This is a genomic window from Streptomyces sp. NPDC059499 (assembly GCF_042749285.1).
GTDB lineage: Bacteria > Actinomycetota > Actinomycetes > Streptomycetales > Streptomycetaceae > Streptomyces.
In genome coordinates, this window is sequence record NZ_JBHYTT010000007.1 from 344,572 (window position 1) to 367,925 (window position 23,354).

2 protein-coding genes (both only partly in view) are annotated in these 23,354 nt (G+C 70.2%); both read right to left on the reverse strand.

The window, feature by feature from the left end; all coding sequences use genetic code 11:
* Positions 1–10,109 carry the 5' end (the start) of a type I polyketide synthase gene (locus ACFW9O_RS19500; RefSeq protein WP_384610816.1) on the reverse strand. Its footprint begins 18,175 nt before the window's first position, so 10,109 of the gene's 28,284 nt are visible here — the first part of the coding sequence; the start codon lies at positions 10,107–10,109; its stop codon lies beyond the left edge, outside the window.
* A protein-coding gene (locus ACFW9O_RS19505; protein ID WP_384610818.1) for a type I polyketide synthase crosses the window boundary here: on the reverse strand, positions 10,099–23,354 show its final stretch. Its footprint extends 18,028 nt past the window's final position; only the last 13,256 of its 31,284 coding nucleotides appear in the window; its start codon lies off the right edge, out of view — the gene reads right to left on this strand; the stop codon is at positions 10,099–10,101. Before ACFW9O_RS19505 ends, ACFW9O_RS19500 begins: the two co-directional genes overlap by 11 nt.

Below are 23,354 nucleotides of genomic sequence, written 5' to 3' on the forward strand. Positions count from 1 at the left end.
GCCGCGGCGGCGAAGGACTTGCACCGGCCGTCCGACGCCAGCCCACCCTGGCGGGCGAAGTCGACGAAGACGCCCGGTGTGGACAGCACCGTCACACCACCGGCCACCGCCAGATCACATTCACCGGCCCGCAGTGCCTGAGAAGCCAGGTGCAGGGCGACCAGCGAGGACGAACAGGCCGTGTCCACCGTCACGGCCGGACCCTCGAGCCCGAAGGTGTAGGCCACCCGCCCGGAGAACACACTTCCGGCGTTACCCGTGGCCAGGAAGGCCTCCACGCCCTCGGGAACGACACCCAGACTCTGGGCGTAGTCGTGGTACATGACGCCCGCGTACACGCCGGTCGACGAACCGCGCAGCGACATCGGGTCCAGTCCCGTCGACTCGAAGGCCTCCCAGACGCCTTCCAGCAGCAGCCGCTGCTGCGGGTCCATGGCCAGCGCTTCACGCGGGCTGATCCCGAAGAGCCCCGCGTCGAAGTCACCGGCACCGGTGACGAAGCCACCGGATCCGGAGACCCCGCCCCAGGTCACGTCCCAGCCGCGGTCGTCCGGGAAGTCCGTCACCCCGTCACCACCGGCCGTGACCAGATCCCACAGCCCCTGGGGGGAAACCACACCGCCCGGCAGCCGGCAGGACATACCCACGATCGCGATCGGCTCGTCGGCGGCTACCGGGACCGGCCGTCGTGGTGCCACCACGGCCGGATCACCGGCACCGGACAACGCCCCCGCCAGATGACCGGCGAGCACCTGCACGTTCGGGTAGTCGAAAACCAGTGTCGCGGGCAGTCGGAGCCCTGTGGCGGCGTTGAGCCGGTTACGGAGCTCCACCGCGGTGAGCGAGTCGAAGCCCAGGTCCTTGAACGCCTGACGCTCACCGACGGCATCCGCAGAGGTGTGCCCCAAGACGTGGGCCACCTCGGTGAGGACCATGTCCTGCAACAGCGCGCCCCGCTCGGCCGACGACAGACCGGCCAACTGCCGCAGCAGTTGAGGCTCGCCTCCGGCCGTTCGACCTGCCCTTCGGACGACGGCGGCCGGGACGAGGCCGCGCAGGAGTGCGGGTATCGGGGTGGTGCCGTTCCAGGAGCGGAGGGCGCGGGTGTCCAGGAGCATGGCCACCACGTCGGCGCGGTCCGTGTTGAGGGCGGCGTCGAACAGGGCCAGGCCCTGCTCGTCCGTCAGCCCGGAGCCGAGGCGGCCCGTACGGTCCTGGAGGTGACCGGTCATGCCGCTGGCCTGTTCCCACAGACCCCAGGCCACAGACAGGCCGGGCAGGCCCTCCGCACGACGCCGGGTGGCGAGGGCGTCGAGGTAGGCGTTGGCGGCGGAATAGTTGGCCTGGCCTGGAGTACCGAAGGTGGCTGATGCCGAGGAGTAGAGGACGAACATCGCGAGGTCCGTGTTGCGGGTGAGTTCGTCGAGGTTGGTGGCGGCGGTGGCTTTGGCGCGCAGGACGGTTTCGAGGCGTTCCTGGGTCAGGGCGGTGAACACACCGTCATCGAGGACACCCGCCGCATGCACCACGCCGGTCAGCGGGGCCCCGGTGGGGATGTCCGCGAGGACGGCTGCGAGAGCGTCGCGGTCGGAGGCGTCGCACGCCACGATCCGTGCCTGGGCGCCGAGTTCGGAGAGCTCCGTGACCAGTTCGGTGGCGCCGGGGGCGTCCGGGCCCTGGCGGGAGAGCAGGAGGAGGTTGCGGATGCCGTGTTCGGTGGCGAGGTGGCGGGCGAGGAGTCCGCCGAGGGTGCCGGTGCCACCGGTGATCAGTACGGTGCCGTCACCGTCCAGCGACACAACCTGCTCGCCACCCACGGCACGGGCCAGACGGGGCACCAACAGCGCACCGTCCCGGACGGCAACCTGGGGCTCATCGACACCGGCCAACAGCGCCAGGTCCAGTTGCTCTTCGGTGGCCGGGTCGGTGTCGACCAAAACGATCCGGTCCGGGTGCTCCGACTGCGCCGAGCGCACCAGACCCCACACCGCCGCACCCACCACATCGACCGTGTCGTCAGGACCCGCGGGCATGGCGCCCCGCGTCACCACCACCAGACGCGAGCCGAACGAACCTTCATCCGCCAGCCACTCCTGCACACCACGCAGGACCTCACCCAGGACCTGCTCCACCGGACCGTCACCAGCCGGCAACACCGTCCACGCCGAAGCATCCTCCGTGACGGTTGCGGTGACCCCAGGCGATGCCGAGACCGGCACCCACTCCACCGCGAACAACACGTCACCGGCATGCCTGGCCGAAGCCAACTGCTCAGCCGACACCCCACGCGACATCAGGGAACGGATGGCTGCGACCGGCGCACCGGTACCGTCTGCGGCTTGAACGGTGATGCTCTCGCCCTCGGGGCGGATCGCCACCCGCAGCGTGGTCGCCCCGACCGCGAACAGCTCCACACCCGACCACGCGAACGGCAGCCGCGCCCCGGAATCTTCGCCGTCACCGAGCAGCAGTCCCGATGGATGCAACGCCGCGTCGAGCAGCGCAGGATGGATACCGAACCCGTCTGCCGACTCCGCGACCGCGACCTCGGCGTACACACCGGATGCGTCGCGCCAGGCCGCCTGCACGCCCTGGAACGCCGGGCCGTACTCCAAGCCCGCCCTTGCGAGGACGTCATAGAACCCGGCCAGGTCGACTGCCGTGGCATTTTGCGGCGGCCACAGCTCCAGATCGAACCCGGGCGCTCCGGTGTCCGACGCGGCGAGGAGGCCCGCAGCGTGCAGTGTCCACTCGTCCGTACCTTCGGCGCGGGCGTGGATGTGGACCGGTCGGTCGCCCGAGGGGTCGGGATCATCGACCCGTATCTGGACCTGGACGCCGCCGCTGTCCGGCAGCACCAGGGGCGCACGCAGCACCAGTTCGCGGAGCAGGCCGCAGTCCGCTTCCTGGCCGGCGCGCAGTGCCATTTCCACCAGTGCGGTGCCGGGGACCACGATGCGGTCCAGCACGAGGTGGTCGGCCAGCCATGGCTGGGCGTCCACCGACAGGCGGCCGGTGAGGACCACGCCCTCTCCGTCGGCCAGGGCCACCACGGAGCCCAGCAGCGCGTGCCCGGCGCCCTCGATCCCGAGCGCACCCGCATCCCCGCCGAACACACCCTGCTGCGGCCAGTACCGCTCACGCTGGAACGCATACGTCGGCAGATCGACCACCCGGCCGCCCCAGCCGGCGAACACCGCCGTCCAGTCGACTTCGGTGCCGGAGGCCCACAAGTGGCTGATCGCGGTGAGCGCGGTTTCTGGCTCAGCACGGTCCTTGCGCAGCATTGGTACGAACTCGGCGTCGGCGGCGCTGTCCTGGGCCATGCCTGACAGGACGCCGTCCGGGCCGAGTTCCAGGTAACGCGTCACGCCCATCGCTTGCAGGGCTGTGACACCGTCGGCGAAACGCACCGGGCGGCGGACCTGGTCCAGCCAGTACTCCGGCTGATGCATGACACCGGGCTCGGCCACCTCACCGGTCAGGTTCGAGACGACCGGGATGCGGGCGGGGTGGAAGGTCAAGCCGGACAGGACGCTCGCGAACTCCTCCAGCATCGGTTCCATCAACGCGGAGTGGAACGCGTGCGACACCGACAGCACGTTGAACCTCAGCCCCCGCTCGGCGCATTGGGCCGCGTACCGCTCAATGGCTTCGGAGGTGCCGGACAGGACAACAGAGTTCGGGCCGTTGACGGCGGCGATGTCCAGGCCGGAGTCCGCGACGTCGGCTTCGGTGGCCTGGACGGCGAGCATGCCGCCGCCGGCGGGCAGGGCCTGCATGAGGCGGCCGCGTTCGGCGACCAGGGTGCATGCGTCGTCCAGGTCGAGGATGCCTGCGACATGGGCGGCGGTGATCTCGCCCAGGGAGTGGCCCAGGAGCACGTCCGGGACCACACCCCAGGACTCCACCAGTCGGAACAGGGCAACCTCAAGGGCGAACAGCCCGGCCTGCGCCCACACGGTGTGGTCCAGGTCGACGCCATCGGTCAGGACCTCGCGCAGCGGGCGCTCCAGCCGGACGTCGAGCCGTGCGCAGACCGCGTCGAAGGCTGCGGCGAACACCGGGAACTGCTCGTACAGGCCCAGCCCCATTCCCGCACGCTGCGAACCCTGCCCGGTGAACAGGAACGCGGTTCGGCCCTCTCGGGCGATACCAGTGGCGAGTGTCGTGTTACTGGTCAGCACCGCTCGGTGCTCCAACGCGGCTCGGGTGGTCGCCAGCGACCAGGCTGCGTCCACCGTAGCCAGCTCCGGCCGCTCGGCCGCGAAGGACCGCAGCCGCTCCACCTGCGCCTGCAGTGCGGGCTCGGACTTCGCCGACACGACCAGGGGCACCAGCCCTGGACTGAAAGTCTGTACAGGCTCCCGAGCCGGTTCCGGCTCCAGAGCCTCTTCCAGAATCACGTGGGCGTTGGTGCCGCTGATACCGAAGGAGGAGACCGCGGCGCGGCGGGGCCGGTTGTCGGTCTCGGGCCAAGCGCGCGCTTCGGTGAGGAGTTCCACCGCGCCGGCTGTCCAGTCGACCTGGGGGGTGGGTTGGTCGATGTGGAGGGTGGCGGGCATGAGGCCGTGCCGCATGGCCATGATCATTTTGATGATGCCTGCGACGCCTGCGGCGGCCTGGGTGTGGCCGATGTTCGACTTGATGGAGCCGAGCCAGAGGGGTTCGTTGCCCTGGTCACGGTTCTGGCCGTAGGTGGCCAGGAGTGCCTGAGCCTCGATCGGGTCACCCAGACGTGTTCCTGTCCCGTGGGCTTCGACAAGGTCGACGTCTGTGGTCGTCAGCTGGGCGTTGGCGAGGGCTTGGTGGATGACGCGTTGCTGGGCGGGTCCGTTGGGCGCTGTGAGTCCGTTGGAGGCTCCGTCTTGGTTGACGGCGCTGCCGCGTAGGACGGCGAGGATGTGGTGGTTGTTGCGGCGGGCGTCGGAGAGTCGTTCGACGAGGAGGAGGCCGACGCCTTCGGCCCAGCCTGTTCCGTCGGCCGACGAGGCGAAGGATTTGCAGCGGCCGTCGGAGGCGAGGCCGTCCTGGCGGTCGAATTCGGCGAACGCACCCGGGGAGACCATCACGGTCACGCCACCGGCCAACGCCAGATCGCATTCACCGATCCGTAGAGCCTGGGCGGCCAGGTGCAGGGCGACCAGGGACGACGAGCAGGCGGTGTCCACTGTCATGGCCGGGCCTTCCAGCCCGAAGACGTAGGCGAGGCGGCCGGAGATCACACTGTTCGCGGTCCCCGACAGCAGATGCCCCTCGGCGCCGGCGACACCGTTGCTGCCATATCCCGACGAGGACGCTCCCGCGAACACACCCACCCGCTCGCCACGCAGTGACCGGGGGTTCATGCCGGCTGATTCGAGGGTCTCCCACGCTGTTTCCAGCAGCAGGCGCTGCTGGGGGTCCATGGCGAGGGCTTCTCGGGGGCTGATGCCGAACAGGGCGGCGTCGAACTCGTCCGCGTCGTGGACGAACCCGCCGACCGCGGCGGTGGCGTCGACCAATCCGGTGGGCCAGCCCCGGTCATTCGGGAACGGAGTGATCCCGTCCGCCCCGGCGGCGACCAGGTCCCACAACTGCTCCGGCGATGTCACACCGCCTGGGTAGCGGCAGGCCATGCCCACGATCGCCACCGGCTCGTCCTGCGCCGCGCCCATGACACGCGTCCCCCGAGCAGCGCCCTCCTGCGTGTCCCCCACCAGTTCTGACAGCAGGTGGTCGGTGAGGGTGGTGGGGCTGGGATGGTCGAAGACCAGGGTCGCGGGCAGTGACAGTCCGGTGTCCGTGGTCAGCAGGTTGCGCAGTTCGACCGCCATGAGCGAGTCGAAGCCCAGGTCCCGGAATGCCCTGCCGGGCTCGACCGCTTCCGCGCCCGCGTGTCCCAGTACCGTGGCGGCCCGGTCCCGCACCATGTCCAACACGATCCGAGCCCGCTCCGTGGCGGGTGCGTCCAACAGCCGCTGCCGCAGGCCCGACCCCGGTCCACCCCTCAAAGCGTCACCGGACACGACCTTGAGTGCGTCGGCTGCTTCGGGGAGGTCGGTGAGCAGGGCGCTGGGGCGGGAGGAGGCGAAGGCCGGGACGAACACCGACCAGTCCATGTCGGCGACGGTCACGCAGGATTCCCGGCCGTCCACCGCCGCCGCCAGGGACCGGACCGCCAGGGCCGGATCCATCGGCAGCAACCCACGCCGGCGCAGACTCCGGGCCGCTTCCGGATCCGTGGCCATTCCGGCCCCGGCCCACGGACCCCACGCCACCGACGTCCCCGGAAGCCCACGGTCGTGCCGGTGCTGCACCCAAGCGTCGAGGAAGGCGTTGCCGGCCGCGTACGCCGACTGACCGCCACTGCCCCACGTCGCGGCGATCGAGGAGAACACCACGAACAAGTCGAGCGGCAGATCCGCTGTCAACTCGTCCAGCAGCACCGTGCCCTCGGTCTTGGCACGCACCACGTCCGCGAACGCCGCAGCGTTCGTCTGCTCCAGTCCCTCCGTGTCCACGACCCCGGCCGCGTGCACGATGCCGGTCAGCGGCCACTGCTCCGGAACACCGGAGATCACCGCGGCCAGGGCATCCCGGTCGGCCACGTCACAGGCAGTGATGGTGACCTGTGCGCCCAGCCCGGACAACTCCTCCACCAGACCGTCCGGGGCCACACCGCCGCGGCTGGTCAGCACCAGGTGCGGCACACCCCTACCGGCCAGCCACCGTGCTACCTCCGCACCCAGCGCGCCGGTGCCACCGGTGACCAGGACGGTCCCCGAGGGCTGCCATCCCTCGCCGACCACAGCCGCCGGCACCGCACGTGCCAGACGGCGGCCATACACCCCGGACCCACGCACGGCGGCTTGATCCTCATCACCACCGGCCAGGACACCGGCGAGCCGGGCACCGGCCCGGGCGTCCAGGACCTCGGGCAGATCGATGAGACCACCCCAGCGTTGCGGGAATTCCAGTGCCGCGACCCGGCCCAGACCCCACACCGCCGCCAGGTCCGGATCGCCGAGCCGGTCGGAACCGCCCACCGACACCGCGCCACGCGTCAGCACCCACAACGGGGCCGCCACCCCACCCAACTCCTGCACCACGGCCAGCGTCTCCGCCCAACCGGACGCGGACAGCACCACACCGGCCACATCAGGCAGCCCTGACACTTCCTCGGCGGGGACACCGACCACGGTCGCGCCCGCAGCCTCCAACGCGGCAGACACCTCCGGATCCTCCGTGCCGACGACCGCCCACACCCCGGTCAGCACCGCCGACGACGACAGACCGTCCAGCGGCTTCCACGTGACCCGGTAACGCCACGAGTCCAGGGTCGAGCGTTCCTGGTGACGCCGACGCCAGGCGGACAGGGCCGGCAGCGCCGACTCCAGACCCGCGAGCTCCTCCAGGTCCTCCCGCTCCACCGCATCCCAGAACGCCGCGTCGCCCAGATCACCGCCCGCCGCCTGAACGACCGGCGCCGGCCAGAACCGCTGCCGCTGGAACACGTACGTCGGCAGGTCCACGACCCTGCCGCCCCAGTCGGCGAACAGCTTCGTCCAGTCGACGTCGACTCCGGACGTCCACAGACGACTGACCGCGCCCAAGGCGGTGTCCGTCTCGTCGCGGTCCTTGCGCAGCAGCGGCGCGAACACCGCGTCGCCGACCGTCTCCTGGGCCATGCCGGACAGGACGCCGTCCGGGCCCAGTTCCACGTACCGCGCCACGCCCATCGCTTCGAGCGCCACGACACCGTCCGCGAACCGCACCGGCTGACGCACCTGGTTCAGCCAGTACTCCGGCCGCTGCATGACCCCCGGCTCAGCCACCGCACCGGTCACGTTCGACACAACCGGGACCTCGGCCGGATGGAACGTCAGACCGGACAGGACGGTCGAGAACTCGTCCAGCATCGGTTCCATCAACGCGGAGTGGAACGCGTGCGACACCGACAGCACGTTGAACCTCAGGCCCCGCTCGGCGCATCGGGCCGCGTACCGCTCAATGGCTTCGGAGGTGCCGGACAGCACCACGGAGTTCGGGCCGTTGATGGCGGCGATGTCCAGGCCGGAGTCCGCAACCTCGGCTTCGGTGGCCTGGACGGCGAGCATGCCTCCACCGGCGGGCAGCGCCTGCATCAGCCGTCCCCGCTCAGCCACCAGCACGCACGCGTCGTCCAGATCGAGGATGCCGGCCACGTGCGCGGCGGTGATCTCGCCCAGCGAGTGCCCCAGCAGCACGTCCGGGGTCACACCCCACGACTCCACCAGCCGGAACAGCGCGACCTCAAGGGCGAACAATCCGGCCTGCGCCCACACAGTGTGGTCCAGGTCGACGCCATCGGTCAGAACCTCACGCAGCGGGCGATCCAGCCGGACGTCGAGCCGTGCGCAGACCGCGTCGAAGGCCTCGGCGAACACCGGGAACTGCTCGTACAGCCCCAGCCCCATCCCCGCACGCTGCGAACCCTGGCCGGTGAGCAGGAACGCGGTCCGCCCCTCGCCCGAGACACCCGCGGCAAGCGATCCGCCCCCGGCCAGCACCGCACGATGCTCCAGCGCCGCCCGCGTCGTCGCCAGCGACCAGCCCACATCCACCGGGTCCAGCTCCGGCCGCTCCGCCACGAACTCCCGCAACCGCGCCACCTGCGCACGCAACGCGTCCGCCGACTTCGCCGACACCACCCACGGCACCAGCCCGGGACGTACCACCGACGGCTCTACGACCGGCTCCCGCTCGACGGACTCCGGAGCCTGCTCCAGAATCACGTGCGCGTTCGTCCCGCTGATTCCGAAGGCCGAGACACCCGCACGCCGCGGACGGTCCACCTCAGGCCACGGACGCGGCTCGGTGAGCAGTTCCACCGCACCCAACGACCAGTCCACATGCTGCGACGGCTCGTCCACATGCAACGTCGCGGGCAGCACTCCGTGCCGCATCGCCATGACCATCTTGATCACACCCGCGACACCTGCCGCGGACTGCGTGTGACCGATGTTCGACTTCACCGACCCCAGCCACAACGGCTCGGCGCCCTCGCCCCGGCTCCGGCCGTAGGTGAGCTGGAGCGCCTCTGCCTCGATCGGGTCGCCGAGGCGGGTCCCCGTCCCGTGGGCCTCGACCACGTCCACGTCGGCGCCCGTCAGCCGGGCGTTCGCCAGCGCCTGGCGGATCACCCGCTGCTGCGACGGACCGTTCGGCGCCGACAGGCCGTTGGACGCACCGTCCTGGTTCACCGCGCTGCCCCGCACCACCGCGAGAATCTTGTGGCCGTTGCGTTGCGCGTCCGACAGCCGCTCCACCAGCAGCACACCGACGCCCTCGGACCACCCGGTGCCGTCCGCAGCCGTCGCGAACGACTTGCAGCGGCCGTCCGAGGCGAGACCGCCCTGCTTGGCGAAGGCGCCGAACGAGCCGGGCGTCGCCATCACCGCCACTCCGCCGACCAGCGCCATGCGGCACTCGCCCTGGCGGAGTGCCTGCGCGGCCAGGTGCAGGGCAACCAGCGACGAGGAACACGCCGTGTCCACGGTCACCGCGGGGCCTTCAAGGCCGAAGACGTAGGACACGCGGCCCGACAGGACACTGCTGGCGCCACCGGTCAGGGCGAACGACTCGGCGTCCTCGGAGCCCTGGTCGATCAGGCCGTAGCCGGAGGGCGAAGCCCCGATGAACACTCCCGTGGGCGTGCCGGCGAGCGAGCGCGGGTCGACGCCCGCCATTTCGAACGTCTCCCACGCAGCCTCCAGCAGCAAGCGCTGCTGCGGGTCCATGGCGAGCGCTTCACGCGGGCTGATGCCGAACAAGTCGGCGTCGAACAGGTCGGCGTCGTGGACGAAGCCGCCTCTGGGGGCGTAGGTCTCGTGTCCTTGCTCCCGCTCGGATTGTTCCCAGCCGCGGTTGGCGGGGAAGTCCGTGATGGCGTCTCTGCCTGTACTCACCAGGCGCCAGAAACCATCGGGATCGGCGACGTCTCCGGGGAGGCGGCAGCTCATCGCGACGATGGCGACCGGCTCACTGTTCGCCGCCAGGATCTCCCGGTTCTGGGTGCGGAGCCGCTCGACCTCTTTGAGAGAGGTCCGCAGCGCTTCGACGATTCGGGCGGCCGAGTCAGCGGTCATTGGCTTCTCCAGAACTGGCCTCGTGCCGTGCGGCGTCGAGCGCGATTTCGATAAGGGCTTCGGCGTCCAGGTCGTCCAGCGAGTCGAGCCTCTCGGTCGAGGAGGGCTCGACAGCGCCGGTAGGTTCCGCCAGTTTCAGCAACGTGTCCACGAGCCCGGCCTCCCGCAGCCGCTCGATCGGGATCGCGGCGAGGACGCCACGGATCTCGGCGTCATGGGTGCCGGAGGCGTCCGGTGCGGTCGGTTCCGGCATGAGCTCGGCGAGGAGCAGGTCGGCCACCGCCTGCAGCGAACGGAAGTTGAAGACGAGACTCACCGGGAAGCTCAAGCCCGTCTGCCGGTTGAGGTGATCGCGGAACTCGACGGCCATGAGGGAGTCGAACCCGAGGTCCTTGAATGCCTCGCCGGCTCCGATCGCGTGCGGATCGCGGTGTTGCAGGATGGTCGCGGCCGTGGCCCGGACCATGTCCAGCAGGATCCGTTGACGCTGTCCGGCCGGAGCGTCCGCCAACCGCTGCCGCAGCTCGGCACCGGCATTCGCCTCCGGCGCGACGGCCGGAGTCGCTCCGTCGTTCAGGGTTTCGGCTGTTCCGGTGAAGTCGTGGAGCAGTGGGCTGGGCCGCAGGAGTGTGAAGGCTTCGGCGAAGCGTGTCCAGTCGACGTCGGCGACCGTGAGGCGGCTGTCCCCGTGGTCGACCGCCTCGGCCAGGGCCCGGATCGCCAGGGCCGGGTCCATCGGTGCCAGGCCACGCCGACGCAGACTCTGAGCGGCTTCCGGATCCGCGGCCATTCCGGCCCCGGCCCACGGGCCCCACGCCACCGACGTCCCCGCGAGTCCACGGTCGTGCCGGTGCTGTGTCCAGGCGTCCAGGAAGGCATTGCCGGCCGCGTACGCACTCTGGCCGCCGCTGCCCCACGTCGCGGCGATCGAGGAGAACACCACGAACAGATCCAGCGACAGATCCGAGGTCAACTCGTCCAGATACTTGGTTCCGTCGACCTTCGCCCGCAGAACGGAAGCGAACGCCTCGGGAGTTGCCTCCTCGATCCGTTGCGGGAGGTCGAGACCGGCCGCGTGCACGATGCCGGTCAGCGGCAGATCGACGGGCACACCGTCGATCACCGCGGCCAGAGCGTCCCGGTCAGCCACGTCACAGGCGGCGACCGTGACCCGTGCGCCCAGCCCGGACAACTCCTCCACCAGACCGTCCGGGGCGACACCGCCGCGGCTGGTCAGCACCAGGTGCGGTACACCCCGGCCGGCCAGCCAGCGGGCCACCTCCACGCCCAGGGCGCCCGTACCGCCCGTAACCAGCACAGTGCCGGACGGGTCCGGGTTCCACGGGGTACCCGGCACCGCGGCAGATACCGCACGAGCCAGCCGACGGGCGAACACCCCGGACTCGCGAACCACGACCTGATCCTCACCACCACCGGCAGCCAGGACCTGGACAAGCCGCTCGGCGATCACCGAGTCCACGGCCTCGGGCAGGTCGATCAGACCGCCCCAGCGTTGCGGGAACTCCAGAGCCGCCACGCGGCCCAGACCCCACACCGCCGCCAGGTCCGGATCGCCGATCCGGTCCGAACCGCCCACCGCAACCGCGCCACGCGTCACCACCCACAGCGGCGCCGTGACCTCACCCAACTCTTGAACCACGGTCAACGTCTCTGCCCAACCCGACGCGGACAACACCACACCCGCCAGGCCAGGCAGCCCCGACACTTCCTCGACCGGGACACCGACCACGGTCGCGCCCGCAGCCTCCAACGCGGCGGACACCTCCGGGTCCTCCGAGCCGACGACCGCCCACACCCCGGTCAGCACCGCCGACGACGACAACCCGTCCAGCGGCTTCCACATGACCCGGTAACGCCACGAATCCAGGGTCGAGCGCTCCTGGTGACGCTGCCGCCACGCGGACAAAGCCGGCAACGCCGACTCCAGACCCGCGAGCTCCTCCAGGTCCCCCCGCTCCACCGCATCCCAGAACGCCGAATCCGGGCTGCCACCGGCGGCCATCACGGAAAGCTCCGGCCAGAACCGCTCACGCTGGAACGCATACGTCGGTAGGTCTACGACCCTGCCGCCCCAACCGGAGAACATCGCCGTCCAGTCGATGCCGGCGCCGGACGTCCACAGGCGGGCGGCCGCCATGAGCGCGGTGTCGACCTCGTCTCGGTTCTTGCGCAGCACCGGCACGAACTCCGCTTCCTCCCTGGCCTCTTGAGCCATGGCGGACAGGACTCCGTCCGGACCGATCTCCACGTAGCGACTCACACCAAGTTCTGCGGTGGCCGCGAGGCCCTCGGCGAAACGGACGGTCTGACGGACCTGAGCGAGCCAGTATCGGGGCTCCTGCATCAGGCCCGGTTCGGCCACCGCACCCGTCAGGTTCGACACGATCGGGATCTGCGCCGGGCGGAACGTAAGACCGTCCAGAACCCTGGCGAGCTCCTCGAGCATCGGCTCCATCAAGGCCGAATGGAACGCGTGTGACACCGACAGCACGTTGAACCGCAGGCTGCGCTCCGCGCACTCGGCCGCATACCGCTCGATGGCGTCGACGTCGCCGGAGAGCACGACGGAGTTCGAGCCGTTGACAGCCGCGATGTCCAGACCGGAGTCCGCGATGTCGGCTTCGGTGGCCTGGACGGCGAGCATGCCGCCGCCGGCGGGCAGTGCCTGCATGAGTCGGCCGCGCTCGGCGACCAGCTTGCACGCGTCGTCCAGATCGAGGATGCCTGCCACGTGCGCGGCGGTGACCTCGCCCAGGGAGTGGCCCAGGAGTACGTCCGGGGTGACGCCCCACGACTCGACGAGCCGGAACAGGGCGACTTCGAGGGCGAACAAACCGGCCTGTGCCCACATGGTGTGGTCGAGGTCGGTGCCGTCGGTGAGGACGTCGCGCAGCGGGCGTTCCAGCCGTACGTCGAGGCGGGCGCACACCGCGTCGAACGCCTCGGCGAATACGGGGAACGCCTCATACAGCCCCAGGCCCATACCCGCGCGTTGCGAGCCTTGCCCGGTGAACAGGAACGCGGTCCGGCCCTCGGCGGCGGCACCCGCGGCAAGGACATCCCCGCCGGATGACAACACCATGCGATGCTCCAGCGCGGCCCGCGTCGTCGCCAGCGACCAGCCGACGTCCACCGGATCCAGCTCGGACCGCTCGGTTACGAACGACCGCAACCGCTCCACCTGCGCCCGCAGTGCGGGCTCGGACTTCGCCGACACGACCCACGGCACCAGCCCCGGCGCCTTCGGCGTCACATCGAGCGCGGCCGGTTCGGACCCCGGAGCCTGCTCGAGGATCACATGCGCGTTGGTGCCGCTGATGCCGAACGAAGACACTGCGGCGCGGCGCGGACGGCCCACCTCGGGCCACGGACGCGCCTCGGTGAGCAGTTCCACCGCGCCCGTCGACCAGTCCACCTGGGGCGACGGCTCGTCCACATGCAGCGTCGCGGGGAGCGCGCCGTGCTGCAGAGCCATCACCATCTTGATCACACCCGCCGCACCCGCGGCCACTTGCGTATGGCCGATGTTCGACTTCACCGACCCCAGCCACAACGGCTCGCCGCTCTCTCCGCGCTCCTGTCCGTACGTGGCCAGCAGTGCCTGAGCCTCGATCGGGTCACCCAGCCGCGTGCCCGTTCCATGCGCCTCCACTGCGTCGATGTCGGCGCCGGTGAGCCGGGCGTTGGCCAGTGCCTGGCGGATCACCCGCTGCTGGGACGGACCGTTCGGCGCCGTCAGACCGTTGGACGCGCCATCCTGGTTCACCGCGCTGCCCCGCACCACCGCGAGAATCTTGTGGCCGTTGCGTTGCGCGTCCGACAGCCGCTCCACCAGCAGCACGCCGACGCCCTCGCCCCAGCCCGTCCCGTCCGCGGCAGCCGCGAACGACTTGCAGCGGCCGTCCGCGGCCAGCCCGTCCTGCCGGTCGAACTCCGCGAACATGCCCGGCGTCACCATCACCGTCACACCGCCGACGAGAGCGAGTTCGCACTCGCCGGCGCGGAGCGACTGCCCCGCCCAGTGCAACGCCACCAGGGAGGACGAGCATGCCGTGTCCACAGTGACGGCCGGACCTTCCAGCCCGAACACGTAGGCGACGCGACCGGAAATCACACTCGGCGCGTTCCCGGTCAGCAGATGCCCGTCGGCGCCCAGCGCACCAGGGACGCTGTATCCGGACGACGAAGCCCCTGCGAACACACCCACGCTGCGGCCCCGCAGAGAACGCGGGTCCATTCCCGCCGACTCGAACGTCTCCCACGCGGCCTCCAGCAGCAACCGCTGCTGCGGGTCCATGGCGACAGCCTCGCGCGGCGAGATGTTGAACAAGGCGGGGTCGAACCGGTCCACATCATGAACAAATCCACCCAAGCCGGCAGCACCCCCGGGCACCTCGGCCGGCCAGCCTCGATTCGCCGGGAACGCCGACATGCCGTCCACTTCGCCGGTGACCAGGTCCCACAGCTGATCGGGGGACGTGACCTCGCCCGGGAACCGGCACGCCATACCCACAATCGCCAGCGGTTCATCGAGTGGCGCAACCCGCACCGGCGACGTCGGCACCGGCTCCTGAGCGCCGACGAGCTGCTGGGCCAGGTAATCGCTCAGCACGGCCGGGTTGGGGTAGTCGAACACCAGCGTCGCGGGCAGCCGCAGACCGGTGGCCGCAGTCAGCCGGTTACGCAGTTCCACCGCGGTGAGCGAGTCGAAGCCCAGGTCCTTGAACGCCTGACGCTCACCGACCGCGTCGGCCGAACCGTGCCCCAGCACGGTAGCGGCGCTGGCGCGCACCAACTCCACGAGCATCGACGGTCGTTGGGCCTCGGGAACCGACCGCAGCCGCTGTATGAGCGCCAGACCGGTACCGGACGCCTGCGCAACCCCGCGCCGCACCCGGCCCGACACCAGGCCACGCAGCAACGCCGGAACCTCTCCGGCCGCCCGCACCGCTGTCAGATCCAGATTGACCGGAACCAACTGCGCCTCCGCACGGCCCAGCGCGATGTCGAACAACGACAGCGCCTGCTCCGTCGGCAGCCCCCGTACAAGCCGGTCCTGCAAATGACCGGTCATCGCACTGGCCTGCTGCCACATGTCCCACGCGAGGGAAAGGCCGGGCAGGCCCTCCGCACGACGACGGACAGCAAGGGCGTCGAGGTAGGCGTTGGCAGCCGAGTAGTTGGCCTGACCCGGAGTACCGAAGGTCGCCGAAGCGGAGGAGTAGAGCACGAACATCGCGAGGTCGGTGTTGCGGGTCAGCTCGTCCAAGTTCGCGGCAGCGGTCGCCTTCGCCCGCAGGACCGTTTCCAGGCGCTCCTGGGTGAGGGCGGTGAAGACGCCGTCGTCGAGGACACCGGCGGCGTGAACGACGCCGGTGAGTGGAACCTCGGCAGGGATGTCGGCGAGGACGGTTGCGAGGGCGTCGCGGTCGGCGGCGTCGCAGGCCACGACCTCCACCACAGCCCCGGCTTCCTGCAGCGTGTCCACGAGATCCGCTGCTCCGGGCGCGTCCGGACCTTGCCGGGAGAGCAGGAGGAGGTGGCGGATGCCGTGTTGGGTGACGAGGTGGCGGGCGAGGAGTCCGCCGAGGGTGCCGGTGCCGCCGGTGATCAGTACGGTGCCGTCCGGATTCGAGCGGGCAGGGAAGGCGAGGACGTTCTTGCCGATGTGTTTGGCCTGCGCCATGTGGCGCCAGGCCGTGACCGCTTCGCGTACGTCCCACACCGTCAGAGGCAGTGGTTCAAGCACACCCTGCTCGAACAGGGCGACGACCTCGGCAAGAATCTGGCCCATGCGCTCCGGACCTGCCTCCGCCAGGTCGAACGCGAAGTACGGAACGTCGAGACCGGCGCGTACATCGGTCTTGCCCATCTCAACGAACCGGCCGCCGGATGCCAGCAGCCTCAGTGAGGCGTCTACGAACTCGCCTGCCAGGGAGTTGAGGACGACGTCGATGCCTTGGTCGCCGGTTGCGGTGCGGATGTGTTCCTCGAAGGCGAGGTCGCGGGAGGACGCGATCCGTGACGGGTCGACTCCGTTGGCGATGAGCGTGGGCCACTTGCCGGGACTGGCGGTGGCAAACACCTCCAAGCCCCAGTGCTGGGCCAGTTGCACCGCGGCCATGCCGACACCACCGGCCGCCGCGTGGATCAGTACCGACTCACCAGGCCTGACCCCGGCCAGATCCCGCAGTCCGTACCAGGCCGTCGCGAACACCAATGGTATTGCTGCCGCCTGCGCCCACGACCAGCCCGCCGGAACCTTCACGAGCAGTTCCCGGCCGGTGACGGCCTCGGCGGCGAACCCGCCGTCGAAGAACCCGAACACCCGGTCCCCGACAGCGAGGTCGTCGACACCGGGGCCGGTCTCCACGACCACACCGGCTGCTTCCGAGCCCATGGTTCCCGGTTCCGGGTACATTCCCAGCCCCAGGAGCACGTCCCGGAAGTTCACACCTGCAGCGCGGACTTCGATCCGCACCTGGCCGGATTCCAGGGGCGGTGTGCCGGCCGCCTCGATGTGGAGAGACTCCAGCGTGCCGTCCGTTCCCGGCAGCAGGTGCCAGGTTTCGTCCGGAAGCACCAGCCCGCCGCTCCCGGCCCGGGTCAGGCGAGGTACCAGCAGTGCACCGTTCCGGATGGCGATCTGGGGCTCGTCGACACCGGTCAACAGTGTCAGGTCCAGTTGCTCCTCGGTGGCCGGGTCGGTGTCGACCAGGACGATCCGGTCCGGGTGCTCCGACTGCGCCGAACGCACCAGACCCCACACCGCCGCACCCACCACATCCACCGCACCAGGCCCCGTCGGCACCGCGCCCCGGGTCACCACCGCCAGACGTGAGCCGAACGTGCCCTCGTCCGCCAGCCACTCCTGCACACCACGCAGGACCGCACCCAGCAGCTGCTCCACCGGACCGTCACCAGCCGGCAACACCGTCCACGTCGAAGCATCCTCCGTGACGGTTGCGGTGACCCCAGGCGATGCCGAGACCGGCACCCACTCCACCGCGAACAAGGCATCACCGATATTCCCGGCCGACGACAACTGCTCCGCCGACACCGCCCGCGACACCAGGGAACGGACGATCGCGACGGGCGCACCGGTGCCGTCAGCCGCCCGGACCGTGATGCCCTCGCCCTCGGGGCGGATCGCCACCCGCAGGGTGGTCGCTCCGACCGCGAACAGCTCCACACCCGACCACGCGAACGGCAGCCGAGGCCCGGGGGCTTCGGTGTCACTGATGATGAGGCCGGAGGGGTGAAGCGCAGCGTCGAAGAGTGCCGGGTGGATACCGAACCCGGCTGCCGGCTCCGCGATCGCGACCTCGGCGTAGACACCAGATGCGTCTCGCCAGGCCGCCTGAACGCCCTGGAACGCCGGACCGTAACCGAAGCCCACCCCGGCCAACGCCCCGTAGAAGCCGTCGACATCCACCGTGTCAGCGCCCTGCGGAGGCCACACACTCAGATCGAAGTCAGTCTCCGAACCGGCCTGCTCGGCCAGCGAACCCGCGGCATGCAGCGTCCACTCGTCCATACCCTCGGCGCGGGCATGGACGTGCACCGGCCGGTCGCCCGAAGCATCCGGGTCCTCGACCCGCACCTGCACCTGCACCTGGACGCCACCGGTCTCCGGCAACACCAGCGGCGCGTGCAGAACGAGTTCGCGGACGAGACCGCAGTCCACCTCCTGACCGGCCCGCAGAACCATCTCCACCAACGCGGCACCTGGGACCACGATGCGGCCCAGCACGAGATGGTCGGCCAGCCATGGCTGGGCGTCCACCGACAGGAAGCCCGTCAGAAGAGTTCCAGCCCCCTCGGCCAACGAGACGGCTGTCTCCAACAACGCATGCCCGGATGCGAACTGACCGGTCCCACCTGGCAGTGACTGCGGCCAGTACCGCTGATGCTGGAACGCATAAGTCGGGAGCGGGACTTGGCGGCCGGTGAGCACCGCAGACCAGTCCACGTCGACACCGGCTGTCCATGCCTCGCCGAAGGAGGCCAGGACGCGCCGCATCCCGCCCTCACCACGCCTCAACGTGCCCAGCACCACGGCCTCAACACCGGCCGCGTCAACCGTCTCTTCGACACCTACCGTGAGTACGGGGTGCGCGCTGACCTCGATGAACGTGCGCATGCCCTGATCGAGGAGGGAACGGACCGCGGTCTCGAACTCCACAGTGGAACGCAGGTTGTCGAACCAGTACTGGGCATCGAGATCACCGCTGACCGTGTCACCGGTCAGCGTCGAGAGCATCGGAACCATGCCGACAGAAGGGGCCAGCCCTGCCAGATCCGCAAGGATCCGCTCCTGGAGCTGGTCCATCCGTGACGAGTGCGACGCATAGTCCACCGGAATCCGACGTGTGCGGATGCCCTGCTGTTCGCACTCGGCCATGAACGCGTCCAGGGCTTCGTCATCGCCGGAGACCACGGTGGAGGACGGGCCGTTCACCGCAGCCACCGACACCCTGGCCGACGTCAACTCCTCGACCGCATCCCGCCCGGCCGCGACGGACACCATGCCCCCGCCACCGGCCACAGCGACCAGCGCCTTCGACCGCAACGCCACCACGCGTGCCGCGTCAGACAGCGACAACCAGCCCGCCACGCACGCAGCGGCGATCTCACCCTGCGAATGGCCCACCACCGCGGACGGCACCACACCCGCAGACCGCCACACCTCCGCCAAGGCCACCATCACCGCCCACAGCACCGGCTGGATCACATCCACCCGGTCCAGATCACCGTCCTGCAGAACGACATCGGTCAGCGACCAGTCCACGAACGGAGCCAGTGCGGCCTCGCACTCGGTCAGCCGCTCACGGAACACCGGCGAGGTGTCCCACAGCTCCCGTGCCATGCCCACCCACTGCGAGCCCTGACCCGGGAACACGAACACCACACCACCAGAGACAACGGTGGCCGAAGCGGCCGTGGGCAGGGCGGCCAGCAGCTCCTCCCGGTCCTCCCCCACCACCACCGCGCGATGCTCCAGCGCCGCCCGCGTCGTCGCCAGGGACCAGCCCACGTCCACCGAATCCAGCCCAGCATCGCCCGCGACATAGGACCCGAGCCGCTCCACCTGCGCCCGCAACCCGGCCTCGGACTTCGCCGACAGCACCCACGCCGACACACCCGAAGCGGGAGCTGTCGGAGCCTGGGCGGGAGTTCCGGCCGGCGCCTGCTCCAGAATCACATGCGCGTTCGTGCCGGACATTCCGAACGAGGACACCGCCGCTCGCCGCGGCCGGTCCGCCTCAGGCCACGCCCGGGCCTCCGTCAGCAGCTCCACCGCACCCGCCGACCAGTCGACCTCAGGCGACGGCTCATCCACATGCAACGTCGCCGGCAGCACACCGTGCCGCAACGCCATCACCATCTTGATCACACCCGCGACACCCGCCGCGGACTGGGTATGCCCGATGTTCGACTTCACCGAACCCAGCCACAACGGCTCGTCGGAGTCGCCCCGCTCCCGGCCATACGTCGCCAGCAACGCCTGCGCCTCGATCGGGTCACCGAGCCGCGTCCCGGTCCCGTGCGCCTCCACGGCATCGACGTCCGCACCGGTCAACCGGGCATTGGCGAGGGCCTGGCGGATCACCCGCTGCTGCGAGGGACCGTTCGGCGCCGTCAGACCGTTCGACGCACCGTCCTGGTTGATGGCACTGCCGCGTACCACCGCGAGCACCTGATGTCCGTTGCGCTCGGCGTCGGAGAGCCTCTCCAGCATCACCAGGCCGACGCCCTCGGACCACCCCGTCCCGTCGGCCGCCGCGGAGAACGCCTTGCACCGCCCGTCGCCCGCCAGACCGTCCTGCCGGTCGAACTCGATGAACGCGCCCGGCGTGGCCATCACCGTCACACCACCGGCCAACGCCATGTCGCACTCACCGGAGTGCAGCGCCTGCGCCGCCAGATGCAGCGCCACCAACGACGACGAACACGCCGTGTCCACCGTCACCGCCGGGCCCTCCAGCCCGAACGTGTAGGAAACCCGCCCCGAGATCACACTGCTCGCCGTTCCGGTCAGCATGTGCCCTTCGGCACCCGGTATCCCCGCCGCCCCGTATCCGGACGAAGCCGCACCGGCGAAAACGCCAACGCTCCGGCCGCGGAACCCACGCGGATCCATGCCCGCCGACTCGAACGTCTCCCAAGCCGCCTCCAGCAGCAGACGCTGCTGCGGATCCATGGCAAGGGCCTCACGAGGGCTGATCTCGAACAGCCCGGCGTCGAAGCCGTCCGCGCCCTGGACGAACCCGCCCAGTCGCACCATGTCAGCAAGCGCCGGCCAGCCGCGGTCGAGGGGGAACGGCGAGATGCCGTCCTTCCCATCGGCGACCAGGCTCCACAGCTGGTCGGGGGAAGTCACTTCCCCCGGGAACCGGCACGCCATACCCACGATCGCCAGCGGCTCGTCGTTCCGGTCCGCCGTAACCTGCCGCGCCGGCTCCAACTCGCCGAAGAACTGCTGGGCCAGGTAATCGCTCAGCACGGCCGGGTTGGGGTAGTCGAACGCCAGCGTCGCGGGCAGCCGCAGACCGGTGGCCGCGGTCAGCCGGTTGCGCAGTTCCACCGCGGTGAGCGAGTCGAAGCCCAGGTCCTTGAAGGCCTGACGCTCACCGATTGCGTCGGCCGAAGCGTGCCCCAGTACCGTCGCGGCGCTGCCACGCACCAACTCCATCAGTGTCTCTTGCCGTTGGGCCTCGGGAACGGAACGCAGCCGCTGCATGAGCGCCAGCCCCGCGACCGACTCCTGCGCGACCACCCGCCGCACCCGGCCGGCGACCAGACCACGCAGCAAGGCAGGCACCTCACCGGCCGCCCGCAACCCGGCCAGGTCGAGATTGACCGGTACCAGGTGTGCAGTCGAGCGTGTCAGGGCTGCGTCGAAGAGTGCGAGGCCTTGCTCGGTGGCCAGCCCGCGTGCGAGCTGGTCCTGCAGATGACCGGTCATCGCGCTGGCCTGCTGCCACATGTCCCAGGCGAGGGAGAGGCCGGGCAGGCCTTCCGTGCGGCGGCGGGTGGCGAGGGCGTCGAGGTAGGCGTTGGCGGCGGAGTAGTTGGCCTGGCCTGGAGTGCCGAAGGTCGCCGAGGCGGAGGAGTAGAGGACGAACATGGCGAGGTCGTTGTCGCGGGTGAGTTCGTCGAGGTTCGCGGCGGCGGTGGCTTTGGCGTGCAGGACGGTTTCGAGGCGCTCCTGGGTGAGGGCGGTGAACACACCGTCGTCGAGGACACCGGCGGCGTGGACGACGCCGGTGAGCGGGGCCGCGGTGGGGATGTCTGCGAGGACGGTTGCGAGAGCCTCCCGGTCGGCGGCGTCGCAGGCCACGATCCGCGCCTGCGCACCCAGCTCGGCGAGAGCAGCGACGAGATCGGACGCGCCAGGCGCGTCAGAGCCCTGGCGGGAGAGCAGAAGCAGGTGACGGATGCCGTGTTCGGTGACCAGATGGCGGGCGAGGAGTCCGCCGAGGGTGCCGGTGCCGCCGGTGATCAGTACGGTGCCGTCCGGATTCGAGCGGGCAGGGAAGGACAGGACGTTCTTCCCGATGTGCTTGGCCTGCGCCATGTGACGCCAGGCAGTGACCGCTTCGCGTACGTCCCACACCGTCAGCGGCAAGGGTTCCAGCACACCTTGCTCAAACAGGGCGACAACCTCGGCGAGGATCCGGCCCATGCGTTCCGTGCCTGCGTCGGTGAGGTCGAACGCGAAGTACGGAACGTCAAGGTTGTGGCGTACGTCAGCCTTGCCCATCTCGACGAATCGGCCGCCCGGCGTCAGCAGCCTCAGTGAGGCGTCTACGAACTCGCCTGCCAGGGAGTTGAGGACGACGTCGATGCCCTGGTCGCCGGTTGCGGTGCGGATGTGTTCCTCGAAGTCGAGGTCGCGGGAGGACGCGATCCGTGACGGGTCGACTCCGTTGGCGATGAGGGTGGGCCACTTGCCCGGGCTGGCGGTGGCGTACACCTCCAAGCCCCAGTGCCGGGCCAACTGCACCGCGGCCATGCCGACGCCGCCGGCGGCCGCGTGGATCAGTACCGACTCACCGGACCTGACCCCGGCCAGGTCCTGCAGCCCGTACCAGGCCGTCGCGAACACCAGCGGTATTGCTGCCGCCTGCGCCCACGACCAGCCCACCGGAACCTTCACGAGCAGCTCCCGGCCGGTCACCGCCTCGGCAGCGAAACCACCGTCGAAGAAGCCGAGCACCCGGTCCCCGACAACGAGATCTTCGACACCGGGGCCGGTCTCCAGCACGACGCCGGCCGCCTCTGAACCCATGGTTCCCGGTTCCGGGTACATTCCCAGCCCCAGGAGCACGTCCCGGAAGTTCACGCCCGCCGCGCGGACCTCGACCCGCACCTGGCCGGATTCCAGAGGCGGCGTGCCGGATGTCTCGATGTGGAGGGACTCCAGCGTTCCGTCCGTACCGGGCAGCAGGTGCCAGGTGTGGTCCGGCAGTACCAGCCCGCCGCTCACGGCCCGGGTCAGGCGAGGTACCAGCAGTGCACCGTTACGGACGGCGATCTGGGGCTCGTCGACACCGGTCAACAGTGTCAGGTCCAGTTGCTCCTCGGTGTCGACCAGGACGATCCGGTCCGGGTGCTCCGACTGCGCCGAGCGCACCAAGCCCCACACCGCCGCACCCACCGGGTCGACGGCTTCACCGGCATCGGCCGGGACCGCGCCGCAGGTCAGCACCACCAGACGGGAGCCGAACGTGCCCTCGTCCGCCAGCCAGTCCTGCACACCACGCAGGACCTCACCCAGCACCTGCTCCACCGGACCGTCACCAGCCGGCAGCACCGTCCACGCCGGAACCTCCGCCTCGCCGGTGCTGCCAGTGCCCGGAGGCACCGTCACCCACTCCACCGCGAACAGTGCGTCGTCATCCGCGTGCCCGGCCGCAGACAGCTGTTCCGCCGACACCGCCCGCGACACCAGAGAGCGGACGACGGCGACGGGCATACCGGTCCCGTCGGCCGCCCGGACGGTGATGCCCTCGCCCTCCGGACGGATCGCCACCCGCAACGTGGTCGCCCCGACCGCGAACAGCTCCACACCCGACCACGCGAACGGCAACCGAGGCCCAGAGGCTTCGGTGTCGTCGCCCAGGATCAGGCCGGAGGGGTGCAGTGCGACGTCGAACAGCGCGGGATGGATCCCGAACCCGTCCACCGACTCCGCGACCGACACCTCGGCATACACAC